Genomic DNA, 11,457 nt, shown 5'->3' with positions numbered 1-11,457 from the left:
AAAAGGAGAAGTGACTGTTCCAGTATTCATCTCAATGCAGATAACCGCAACCGGTTACAGTAACCGGTTACGGTGAATGTGAAGGAGATCGACAAAATAGAAAGAATCTGGATTGTCCGCGCCGATATTTACACTCCGCCAGGCTTGTGACAGATTTAACCAGGCTTAAATCAGGAGAATCCAATGAGTCTGCAGTCTGTACGGCAGTTCTTTGCCGAACACGCCCCCGATATCGAAATTATTGAGTTAAACCAGAGTACCGCCACCGTGGCGCTCGCCGCTGCCGCGCACAACGTTGAGCCGGGACAAATAGCCAAAACGCTGTCGCTCAAGATCAAAGATAAAATTGTACTGATCGTCGCCAGGGGCGATGCGCGGCTGGATAATAAAAAGCTGAAAGAAACCTTTGGCGCAAAAGCGCGTATGTTGAGCAGCGATGAGGTGGTGACCTGGACCGGCCATCCGGTCGGCGGCGTGTGCCCGTTTGGTCTGGAAAATCCGCTGGACGTCTTCTGTGACGTCTCGCTCAGGCACTATCAGGAGGTACTACCCGCAGCGGGGGCTATTCACAGCGCCGTTCGCATCGAACCAGAACGAATGGCGCAGCTCACCGACGCAACATGGGTAGACGTATGCATATAGCCGCGTTATGCCACCTGTTTAACGGCGCTGGTCGGGCCGTTTATCGGTAAATGCAGCAAGATATCCGCCGCGTTTAATAAACCAATGTCAGAGCGAACCCCGAGCTTGGTCATGGCGTTGAACTTATGCGCGCGGATGGTTTTAATGTTCCGGTTCAGCTGCACCGCAATTTCCGAAAGCGAATATCCCCACGACATATACCGAAGAATAGCGTGCTCCGTCGGACTTAGCGGATCGTTGCATGCCTCTCTGCCGCAAAAATGCTCTTTGCCGGCGAGGGAATGATTATCCAGCAGCTGTAATAAATGCTCCTGCAACCCGCGTCGCGGCGCAGATTTATTTAATATACCGTGCAGGCAGGACGGCATTAAATGGCCGATCAGGCGCATTTCGCTTTCATTATTAGCCAGAATAATCGTTTGGACTTCCGGTCGGATCCTCGCCATCTCGTGAAGAAAAAGCAGGCTCTCGGCTCTGGACGAACGACTCCCTGAAAGTGAAAAGATCATTGCTGACCATGGGAACGACGCTTCCACCGCCCTGAGCAAATTGATATTTTTAAAAAAATGAATGCGGTATTGGCTGTTATCTTCACGGCTAAAGATATAGCGCCAGGCCATTTCCGTCATCACACATTTTTCTACGATGGCGACATGACGGGTTGTGCTATTTTTTTCCATTCCATTTGCTCCCCGTAAGCTGAATTGATATTCAGCTCTTGCATTCCCTGCGCGCTGTTGATCCAGGCATACATTTCAGCGTTGCTGCGTAGCGATAAACGACGCATTGCGCTATTTTTCTGCGCGCTGATCGTCTTATTGCTCTTTTTCAACAGCGCGGCGATCTGGTTAATTCCCCATCCCTTCGCCAGAAGGCGCAGAACTTTTCGCTCTGACAGGGTCAGCATCGCCGCAGAGTGGTAGCTTGCGAAATCGCTGTCCTCATTCCCGGTAAACAGCGTACGGCTAATCTGCTCAGCTGCACGGCTACCGGCACAAATCACCTCAATCAGCCGGTTTACCGGCTCGCTCTCGGAGATGAGCGAGCTTTCGGGACGAATTAATAGCTCAACGGCTAATGGATAGAGGCTGTCGCTGACCATAAAAACCCAGTGAATATCACGATACTGGGTCATGAGGGAGTAATAACGCTCGCAGACGGCCCGGGGTTGCGAAATCTCGCCGGAGATATCCGCGACAACCAGCACCGCCCGCCGCAGTTGTAAAAGGGTGAGCTCATCATGAGAGCGACAAAAACTGAGTTCGTAATCCGGGAGGTTCTCATTGAAGATCACCTTTAACCCTGACTGCATGACGGGGATTTTACTAATAACGACGCCAAACTTACCTTGTCCTGGTAACATAACACCTCCGCTTCCTGTCGAAGTTCCTTCGCTTGCCCGTAAACGTTCGGCGAGTGACTCGATCGCCATACCATTTACTGGATGAATATTAAAAACATATTCATGGCCCGCGTACACGATATACTGAATGACCGAACCGTGGTCATACCGTGTAAATATTATTCCTGTGTATACTTGCGATGAATATTAGCACAGACGCCTCTGCGCTAATAAATTAGAAAAGATAAAACTATTATTTAGCAAAAATAATTTCAGGCTTGAAAATTATGAAGCATTCTCTTTAATTGCTTCTCTAAATGCTTTAGGCGACATACCACTGTAGCGGCGGAAAAAGCGAGAAAAATAGGCGGCGTCGCTAAAACCCAAATAATCAGACAGTTGCGTTACCGTCATGCGAGTGTACTGCAGGTTACGCCGCGCCTCAAGCATCAGTCGCTGATGCAGTACCCCGAGAGCGCTACAGCCATAGAACTCGCGACATAAATAGTTTAAATGCGTGACCGACAGCCCAATCAACTTCGCATACTCCGCCAGCGGGAGATGCTGCCGGTAGTGGCTCTCAATAAGCCGGGAAAAATGACGCATCATACTGCGCTTTCGCTCCGCTTTGTCTTCCGCGGGCGGTGCGGGGCGGCACTGCCGGTTCAGCCAGACCAGCAGCGTTCCCAGCAGCGAATAAAGCATCATTTCCCGTGCGTCATGATCGGCACTGTACTCCTCGCGAAGCGCTGAAAACAGCGTATGCATACGCCCCCGGGAACGCCCCACCGGCAGACACTGCGCTACGCTAAGCACATCCAGCGGCCGGCCGAACTGATTTTCAAAGCGGCTCAGCAGCGGCAGCGCCAGGGAGAGCACAAATCCGTTCGTCCCGGGTGAAAAATGAAAGCCATGAATGCAGAGGGCGGGCACCACCTGGATGCAGGATTCCGTCATCACCGCGGTGGTGCCTTCAATTTCGATCTCCGCCCGACCTTTGTGCAGATAGAGGAGCTGGACCATTTCGGCGTGCTGGTGGACGCGAATATGCCACTGATACAGGCTGCTGCGCTGCAAAATCGATTCGCAGTGCAGCAGGTCCGGCGTCGGCCAGCCGCGCTCCTCGCCATAGAGCTTAAATACCGGAACAGTTTGGACGGGCGACATAGTTACTCCTGTTCAGTCAGACGACGCGCTCCATGGGCAGGCCCACGTAGTTTTCCGCGATGGTGGTCAGCCCGGCGCGCGAGCCCAGATAGTAGCGGCGATCGGCCGCCTGCATTTTGGCGTCGAATTCGCTCTGCTGCGGGAAATCGTGCAGCAGGCGGGTCATGAACCAGCTAAAGCGTTCCCCTTTCCAGACCCGATCCAGCGCCAGTCGCGAATAGGTCGCGAGCAGATCGCTCCGGCCATGATGGTAGTATTCGCGAAGGATCCGCCACAGATAGTTCACGTCCGATGCCGCCAGGTTCAACCCTTTAGCGCCGGTCGGCGGTACGATATGCGCGGCATCCCCCACCAGAAACAATCGCCCATATTGCATCGGCTCTACGACGAAGCTGCGCAAGGGAGCGATGCTTTTCTCAAGTGAGTGACCAGTCACTAACTTTGATGACAGATCCGCCGGCAATCGGCATTTCAACTCCTGCCAGAAGCGTTCGTCCGACCAGTCTTCCACTTTATCACTCAGCGGAACCTGCAAATAGTAGCGGCTGCGAGTAAGTGAGCGCTGACTACATAAAACGAATCCCCGCTGATGATGCGCATAGATCAGCTCCGGATTGACCGGCGGCGTATCCGCCAACAGGCCTAACCAGGCGAACGGCCAGACGCTCTCGTAAGTTTTGAGGATGTCAGCGGGAATACTTTGCCGCGACACGCCATGGAACCCGTCGCAACCGGCGATAAAGTCACACTCCAGGCGGCAGAATTCACCTTCGCTAAGATAGGTGATCGTCGGCCGGTCGCTTTTCGCGTCATGGATAGTCACTTCGCTCACGCCGTACACGATCGGCGCGTCGCTGGCGGCCCGGGCAGCCATCAGATCGCGGGTCACTTCAGTCTGGCCGTAAACCATCACGCTCTTGCCGTCGGTCAGCTCGCTCAGTGAGACGGGCACCCGCTGGCCGTCAAAGAGAAACTCCACCCCATGATGCACCAGGCCTTCGACGTCCATTCGCTGCGCCACGCCCGCTTCGCGAAGCAGATCGACGGTACCGCTTTCCAGAATTCCCGCGCGGATGCGCCCCAGCACATACTGCGGCGTTTGACGCTCAAGAATGACCGTGTGGATGCCGGCGTTGTGCAGGAGCTGCCCCAGCAGCAGCCCGGAAGGGCCAGCGCCAATAATCGCGACCTGTGTTTTCATAGGATTGTCTCACTTTTGCAGGGTTAATTATTTGTATATTTTTTGTTTAATAAAAGTGCTTTCCTGCATTTTTGATAAGTCAGACGGGAAAAAGAAGGGATGAATGGCGACAAAAATTGCACTTTTCACCAAACTGGCAAAAGTGTGGGAAGCTTCAAATTCTGCCCCTCCGGCGGGCGGGAAATTTTTGCACATTATTTGATCCCACCCCCCTCAGCCGCCCAGGCGCTTCAGGTTAAAGTATCGGCAGATACCAGGCGTCGCGGACAGCAGAGGAAATATGCAGGTTGATCGGGCACAGCAGCGGGCAATCACACGATTATGCATCCAGTGTGGTCTTTTTTTGTTACAGCACGGCGCCGAAAGCGCGTTGGTGGAAGAGCTTTCAACGCGTCTCGGGCTGGCGCTGGGGATGGACAGCGTCGAAAGCGCCATTTCCTCCAACGCTATCGTCCTGACCACCATTAAGGATGGCGAATGTCTTACCTCCACGCGTAAGAATGTCGACCGCGGCATTAATATGCATGTGGTGACGGAAGTGCAGCATATCGTGATCCTCGCCGAGCATAAGCTGCTGGACTATCGCGACGTCGAGAAGCGCTTCGCGCAGATTAGGCCCCTGCGCTATCCCCGCTGGTTGCTGGTGATCATGGTGGGCCTCTCCTGCGCTTGTTTCTGTAAACTGAATAACGGCGGCTGGGATGGAGCGCTGGTCAGCTTCTGCGCCAGCACGGTGGCCATGTACATTCGCCAGGTGCTGACCCACCGTTCCATGCATCCGCAGATCAACTTCTGCATCACCGCCTTTGTGGCCACCACGATCTCCGGGCTGCTGCTGCGCCTCCCTACCTTTGCCAGCACCCCGACCATTGCCATGGCCGCCAGCGTCCTGCTGCTGGTCCCGGGCTTTCCGCTGATCAACGCCGTCGCCGATATGTTTAAAGGGCATATTAATACCGGCCTCGCCCGCTGGGCGATCGCCAGCCTGTTAACCCTTGCCACCTGCATTGGCGTAGTGATGGCAATGACCGTATGGGGGCTGCGGGGATGGGCATAATTTCGTTTATTTTCGCGCTGGCGGAAGACATGCTGCTGGCGGCGATCCCTGCCGTCGGGTTTGCGATGGTCTTTAATGTCCCGCAGCGCGCCCTGCGCTGGTGCGCGCTGCTGGGGGCCATCGGCCACGGTTCGCGCATGGTCATGATGAGCGCCGGTTTTAACATTGAATGGGCCACGTTTCTCGCCGCCCTGCTGGTGGGTTGCATCGGTATCCAGTGGTCGCGCTGGTATCTGGCGCATCCGAAGATTTTTACCGTTGCCGCCGTGATCCCGATGTTTCCCGGTATTTCCGCTTACACCGCGATGATCTCCGCGGTAAAAATCAGTCATTTTGGCTATTCTGAAGAGATGATGATTTTGCTGCTGAGCAATTTTTTAAAGGCCTCTTCAATCGTGGGCGCCCTCTCCATCGGCCTGTCGATACCCGGTCTGTGGCTGTATCGTAAGCGCCCTCGCGTCTAACCCCGGCGTCGCGGTAAAGCCGCGACGCTCCTTCCGCGACGGGCTCTGTGCTACTATGTGCAGATCACCCCACTCTTTGCAGTTCAGAGTTGAGATAGAGTTATGTCTTCGCGAATTTTAACCTCCCATTTTAGCGGCCTGGAAGAGTTCCTCCAGCAGCACGCGGCGCTGCTGGCGAAATCGACTGACGGCACTGTCGCCGTTTTTGCCAACAACGCCCCGGCGTTCTATGCGCTGACCCCAGACCGGCTGGCGCAGCTGCTGGAACTGGAAGCCAGGCTGGCGCGCCCCGGCAGCGACATCGCGCTTGACCCGCAGTTTTTCGACGAGCCCGCGGCGGCGCCCGTTGCGGTGCCGATGGGCAAATTTGCCATGTATGCGGCCTGGCAGCCGGACGCCGACTTTCAGCGTCTGGCCGCGCTGTGGGGCATCGCCCTGAGCCAGCCGGTCACCCCGGAAGAGCTGGCCGCTTTTGTCGCTTACTGGCAGGCGGAAGGTAAAGTGTTTCACCACGTGCAGTGGCAGCAGAAACTGGCTCGCAGCGTGCAAATCAGCCGCGCCAGCAACGGCGGGCAGCCGAAGCGCGATGTGAACAGCGTGAGCGAACCCGACAGTCATATTCCGCGAGGTTTCCGAGGATGAGCATGAAAAACGTTGGCGATCTGATGAAGCGCCTGCAGAAAATGATGCCGGCTCATATCGAACCGGCGTTTAAAACCGGCGAAGAGCTGCTGGCCTGGCAAAAAGAGCAAGGCAAGCTGCGTTCCGAAGCGCTGGAGCGGGAGAACCGCGCGATGAAAATGCAGCGCACCTTTAACCGCTCGGGGATCCGCCCGCTGCATCAGAACTGCTCCTTTGATAACTATCGCGTCGAGTGCGAGGGGCAGATGAACGCCCTCGCCCGGGCGCGTCAGTACGTGGAGGAGTTTGATGGCAATATCGCCAGCTTTATCTTCTCCGGCAAACCGGGCACCGGTAAAAACCACCTCGCGGCTGCTATCTGCAACGAACTGCTGCTGCGCGGGAAATCGGTCTTAATTATCACCGTGGCTGATATTATGTCAGCCATGAAAGATACCTTCGGCAATCGGGAGACGAGCGAAGAGCAATTACTGAGCGATCTCAGCAAGGTCGATCTTCTGGTGATTGATGAAATTGGTATGCAGACGGAGTCTCGCTATGAAAAGGTCATTATCAATCAGATAGTTGACCGCCGCTCTTCCTCCAAACGGCCTACCGGTATGCTAACCAACAGTAATATGGAAGAGATGAATAAGCTGCTCGGCGAACGGGTGATGGACCGTATGCGCCTGGGCAACAGCCTGTGGGTTATCTTCAACTGGGAAAGTTACCGGCACCGCGTCACCGGCAAGGAGTATTAAGAGATTTCCGGACAACGGCGGCGTTATACTAAAGTGATTCTTCAGTCACGCTTATGAGTCCGTCTATGAAATCGTTAAAAAATGGCTTACTTGCCGCGCTTACCCTCAGCGCATTTACCCTCTCCGGGGCCCACGCTGCCTCCTGGCAGGATTCTCTCAACAGCGCCGCCAGCCAGCTCAGCGGCGGCAGCACCCAGGCTGGCAGCGGCGGCATGTCCGTCTCCTCGCTAACCAGCCTGCTCAGTGGCAGCAGCCAGTCGCTGACCGCCAGCAGCATGAATAATGCGGCCGGGATCTTGTCATATTGCGCGCAACAGAAGCTGGCCTCCGTGACCAGCGCCGATAACGTCAAAAACCAGGTGCTGGATAAACTAGGACTCAGCACGCCGGAAAAACAGAAACAAGACACCAACTATCTCGATGGCCTGCAGGGGTTGCTCAACAGTAATAACGGCCAGCAGCTGGACCTGAATACGCTTGGCAACAGCTCGCTGGCGAAACAGGTGAAAACCAAAGCCTGCGATCTGGTCTTAAAACAGGGCGTTAACTTCCTCTCCTGATACGTACTGCTAATGCCGCGTTTGTCGCCTTCGCGACGGCAGCGCGGCCTGAAACGGCTTTTTTCTCCTTTTTCTCCTTGCGCTTCCCCGCCACGCCGGCTGCGACGCCGATCAAAAAAAGCAACTTCTAAACCAATTCTGAATAACTGCACACTTTCATGACGCTAGAATTGCAGCAAGATGGCGCTGCAATTACAGTGTGGCTTGAAAAGTAATCTGTTCTGCCAGCCGATAACTGGCGTTAATGAGGATGAGCTGTGTCAGAGTTGTTATCCATCGCCTTATTTTTAGCTTCGGTGGCGCTTTATGCCTGGAAAGCGGGTCGTAACACCTGGTGGTTTGCCGCCACGCTCACGGTGTTAGGCCTGTTCGTGGTGCTGAATATCACCCTCTACGCCAGCGACTACTTTACCGGCGACGGCATCAACGACGCGGTACTCTACACTCTGACCAACAGCCTGACCGGCGCCGGGATCGGCAAATACATTCTGCCGGGCGTCGGCGTGGCCGTCGCGCTGGTTGCCGTTTTTGGCGCCCTGGGGTGGGTGCTGCGCCGCCGTCGGCATCATCCTCATCACGTCGGCTACAGCCTGGCGGCGCTGCTGCTGGCGCTGGCCTCGGTCGACGCCAGCCCGGCCTTCCATCAAATCAGCGAGCTGGTGAAATCGCAATCACGGGAAGGAGACCCGGACTTTGCCGCGTACTACAAAGAACCGTCGAAGCGTATCGACAATCCGCAGCTGAATCTGGTCTATATCTATGGCGAAAGCCTTGAGCGCACCTATTTTGATAACGATGCGTTCCCCAACCTCACCCCTGAGCTTGGCAGAATTAAAGATGAGGGCATTGATTTCAGCAATACCATGCAGCTGCCGGGGACCGATTACACCATCGCCGGCATGGTCGCGTCACAGTGCGGCATTCCGCTGTTTGCGCCGTTTGAAGGCAACGCTTCGGCCTCCGTATCCAGCTTCTTTCCGCAGAATATCTGCCTTGGCGATATCCTGAAAAACTCCGGTTACGAAAACTATTTTGTGCAGGGAGCTAACCTGCGCTTTGCTGGCAAAGACGTCTTTCTCAAGTCCCACGGCTTCGATCACCTGTTCGGGGCGGAAGAGCTCAAAACCACGGTAGCGGATCCCGCCTACCGCAACGACTGGGGCTTCTATGACGACACGGTACTTGAGGAGACGTGGAAAAAATTCGAAGAGCTGTCGCAGTCCGGAAAACGCTTTTCGCTGTTCGCCCTGACGGTGGACACCCACCATCCCGACGGCTTTATTTCGCGCACCTGCGAGCGTAAACGCTATGACGTGGACGGTAAGAAAAACCTCTCCTTTAGCGCCGTTAGCTGCAGCCAGGAACATATCGCCGCGCTAATCGAGAAGATCAAAGCCTCTCCCTATTTCAAAAACACGGTCATCGTGGTCTCTTCCGACCACCTGGCCATGAAGAACAGCGCCTGGGATTACCTCAACAAGCACGATCGCAGCAATTTGTTCTTTGTCCTGCGCGGCGATCGGCCGCAGCAGGAGACCCTGGCAGTGAAACGCAACACCATGGATAACGGTGCGACGGTGCTGGATATTCTCGGTGGCGATAACTATATCGGCCTCGGGCGCAGCAGTCTCTCTGGCCAGTCGCTCTCCGGTATTTTCATCAATATGAAAGAGAAGATCCTGGCCTGGAAACCCGACGTGATCCGCCTGTGGAACTTCCCGAAAGAGATTAAAAACTTCACCATCGACTCGCAGAAGAACATGATCGCCTTCTCCGGCAGCCATTTCCGTCTGCCGCTGCTGCTCCGGGTGTCGGATCAGCGCGTTGAACCGCTGCCGGAGAGCGAATACTCGGCGCCGCTGCGCTTCCAGCTGGCCGATTTCGCACCGCGGGATAATTTCGTGTGGGTCGATCGCTGCTATAAAATGGGCCAGCTGTGGTCTCCTGAGCTGGCGCTCTCCACCGACTGGTGCGTCTCGCAGGGCCAGCTCGGGGGTGAGCAGAAGGTTCAGCACGTTGATAAGCCACAGTGGAAAGGCAAGACCGCCTTCAGGGACACCCTTATCGATATGGAGCGCTATAAGGGCAACGTCGATACGCTGAAAGTTGTCGACAACGATATTCGCTATAAGGCCGACAGCTTCGTGTTTAACGTTGCCGGCGCGCCGGAAGAGGTGAAACAGTTTAGCGGCATTTCGCGCCCCGAGTCCTGGGGTCGGTGGTCCAATGCCCAGCTGGGCAGCGACGTGAAGATTGAATATAAAGAGCCGCTGCCGGAGAAATTTGATCTGGTGATCACCGCCAAAGCCTACGGTCCCAATGCCAATAAGCCGATCCCGGTGCGGGTTGGTCAAAGTGAGCAAGTGCTTACTCTGGTCAATGATGTGACCACCACGACGCTGCATTTCGACAACCCGACGCGCAGCAACACGCTGACCATCACTCCGCCGGACCCGCAGTCCACCAACGAGGGCAATATCCTCGGCCACTCCCCGCGTCAGCTGGGGATCGGTATGGTGGAGATCAAAGTGGTGAAAAGCGAAGGTTAAAGCCACCTTGCCCGGCGGGTTTTGGCGCCGGGCAACGGTTTGGGTGGCGGGGTGTTAGCAATACAGCGGCTTGAGCTCGTCAGCCGACAGTCCGGTAATCTTCTGTACCGTCTCTTTGTCGAGGCCATTCTGTAACATGCTGCCGGCAATGCGCAGCGCCTCACGCCGGCTCCCTTCCTGTAAGCCCTCAAGGCGCCCTTCCTGTCGGCCCTCATGCCGACCTTCCTGTCGACCTTCCTGCTTAAGCTTTTGCGCGATAGACATCAATGTCTCCTCATACTGTGGCAGACGGCGGGCCAGCCGGCGGAGAAACACGCCCGGCTCGGCCGTGTTACCGTACTGCAGCATATAGTGAAACAGCATTCTCAACTGCCGGGGGCTAGTGTATCCCAGCATCACCACGGCCGCCAACGACTCCGTTATGTCGCTGAGATCGCGCTGGCGAATATGCTTTTGCATCAGCTCCAGCAGGGCGACCCGCCGATGCTGCACGATTTCATCGTCCGGCATGACCGTGACGTCGATCAATGGAAACTGACTGCCGTACAGCCTCTTCGCCAGCTGCGGGTCGGCAAATTCATCCAGCCAGTTGAGGGAAAAAGGATACGGACTGGTTGCGCCGTGATAAAACAGCATCGGCACCACCAGCGGCAGCGTTTTGTGCCCGGCGTCGAGGTGTCGCTGCATCGCGGCAATCGCATAGCGCATCAGACGAAAAGCCATATGGTTGTCCGGCGAGCTCTGATGCTCTATCACCACGTAAATATATCCCGCCCCGCAGGTGGTCCGCACCGACCACAGCACGTCCGAATACCAGGCGCGCAGATCCTCATCGATAAAACTCGCCGATTGCAGCCTCAGGGTAGCGAAATCGCACCGCTGGCGGATCGCTTCGGGAAGATAGAGCATGAGGAAATCATTCGCTGTCTCCGGGTGGCGAAGAAATCGTTTAAAGACCGCATCATGCGGCGTTGAGGTCATCCGTTTTTTCATGGCCATCCGCTTGCCTGAAAGAGAAGGAAAGCCGGACTCTACCACCGGTTTTTACCCGGCTGGATTTGACGATGATTTTCTGGGAAGCGCCTCGGAGAAT

12 protein-coding genes are annotated in these 11,457 nt (G+C 55.6%); 7 read left to right on the top strand and 5 right to left on the bottom strand.

The features are described from left to right. Positions 1–183: 183 nt before the first annotated feature. Positions 184–642: a YbaK/EbsC family protein gene (locus GQR96_RS03270; RefSeq protein WP_004886490.1), complete on the top strand. Its 459-nt coding sequence runs from the start codon at positions 184–186 to the stop codon at positions 640–642. 5 nt (positions 643–647) lie between these two features. On the opposite strand, the gene bglJ is transcribed toward GQR96_RS03270, so the two are convergent. The 4 genes from bglJ to pobA all read right to left on the bottom strand — a co-directional run bounded on the left by bglJ (position 648) and on the right by pobA (position 4,352). Beyond that, positions 648–1,322 carry a DNA-binding transcriptional activator BglJ gene (gene bglJ, locus GQR96_RS03265; protein WP_023319687.1) on the bottom strand — a complete coding sequence of 225 codons (675 nt, stop codon included), beginning with the start codon at positions 1,320–1,322 and terminating at the stop codon, positions 648–650. Then, entirely contained in the window at positions 1,283–2,005 is a 723-nt protein-coding gene (locus tag GQR96_RS03260) for a helix-turn-helix transcriptional regulator (protein ID WP_049004604.1), read from the bottom strand. The genes bglJ and GQR96_RS03260 overlap by 40 nt, the downstream gene beginning before the upstream one ends. Positions 2,006–2,269: 264 nt before the next feature. Beyond that, positions 2,270–3,151 (bottom strand): helix-turn-helix domain-containing protein, encoded by an 882-nt coding sequence (locus tag GQR96_RS03255; protein WP_048322929.1) that lies wholly within the window; start codon positions 3,149–3,151, stop codon positions 2,270–2,272. Between the two features lie 16 nt (positions 3,152–3,167). Further along, positions 3,168–4,352: a 4-hydroxybenzoate 3-monooxygenase gene (pobA, locus tag GQR96_RS03250; RefSeq protein WP_069734373.1), complete on the bottom strand. Its 1,185-nt coding sequence runs from the start codon at positions 4,350–4,352 to the stop codon at positions 3,168–3,170. Positions 4,353–4,632: 280 nt separating this feature from the next. Between pobA and GQR96_RS03245 the strand changes: the two genes are divergently transcribed. The 6 genes from GQR96_RS03245 to opgB all read left to right on the top strand — a co-directional run bounded on the left by GQR96_RS03245 (position 4,633) and on the right by opgB (position 10,364). Beyond that, on the top strand, positions 4,633–5,409 hold the full coding sequence (locus GQR96_RS03245; RefSeq protein ID WP_004886474.1) for a threonine/serine exporter family protein: 777 nt from the start codon (positions 4,633–4,635) through the stop codon (positions 5,407–5,409). After that, a complete protein-coding gene (locus GQR96_RS03240; RefSeq protein WP_004886472.1) occupies positions 5,400–5,873 on the top strand; it encodes a threonine/serine exporter in 474 nt (157 codons plus the stop codon). The genes GQR96_RS03245 and GQR96_RS03240 overlap by 10 nt, the downstream gene beginning before the upstream one ends. 102 nt (positions 5,874–5,975) lie before the next feature. Continuing rightward, positions 5,976–6,515: a primosomal protein DnaT gene (dnaT, locus tag GQR96_RS03235; protein ID WP_017899103.1), complete on the top strand. Its 540-nt coding sequence runs from the start codon at positions 5,976–5,978 to the stop codon at positions 6,513–6,515. A 2-nt stretch (positions 6,516–6,517) separates the two neighbouring features. Further along, entirely contained in the window at positions 6,518–7,255 is a 738-nt protein-coding gene (gene dnaC, locus GQR96_RS03230) for a DNA replication protein DnaC (protein WP_025999144.1), read from the top strand. A 65-nt stretch (positions 7,256–7,320) separates the two neighbouring features. After that, positions 7,321–7,815 carry a YjjA family protein gene (locus GQR96_RS03225; protein WP_004886462.1) on the top strand — a complete coding sequence of 165 codons (495 nt, stop codon included), beginning with the start codon at positions 7,321–7,323 and terminating at the stop codon, positions 7,813–7,815. 257 nt (positions 7,816–8,072) lie between these two features. After that, complete coding sequence (gene opgB, locus GQR96_RS03220; protein WP_017899105.1) at positions 8,073–10,364, top strand: phosphatidylglycerol--membrane-oligosaccharide glycerophosphotransferase; 2,292 nt, start codon at positions 8,073–8,075, stop codon at positions 10,362–10,364. A gap of 54 nt (positions 10,365–10,418) precedes the next feature. Here opgB and GQR96_RS03215 read toward each other — a convergent pair whose 3' ends face one another. After that, positions 10,419–11,363 (bottom strand): Rpn family recombination-promoting nuclease/putative transposase, encoded by a 945-nt coding sequence (locus tag GQR96_RS03215; protein ID WP_074384302.1) that lies wholly within the window; start codon positions 11,361–11,363, stop codon positions 10,419–10,421. Positions 11,364–11,457: the final 94 nt, after the last annotated feature.

Source organism: Klebsiella sp. PCX (genome assembly GCF_021869705.1).
Lineage (GTDB): Bacteria > Pseudomonadota > Gammaproteobacteria > Enterobacterales > Enterobacteriaceae > Klebsiella > Klebsiella quasipneumoniae.
This window is presented reverse-complemented; position numbering and strand designations above follow the sequence as displayed.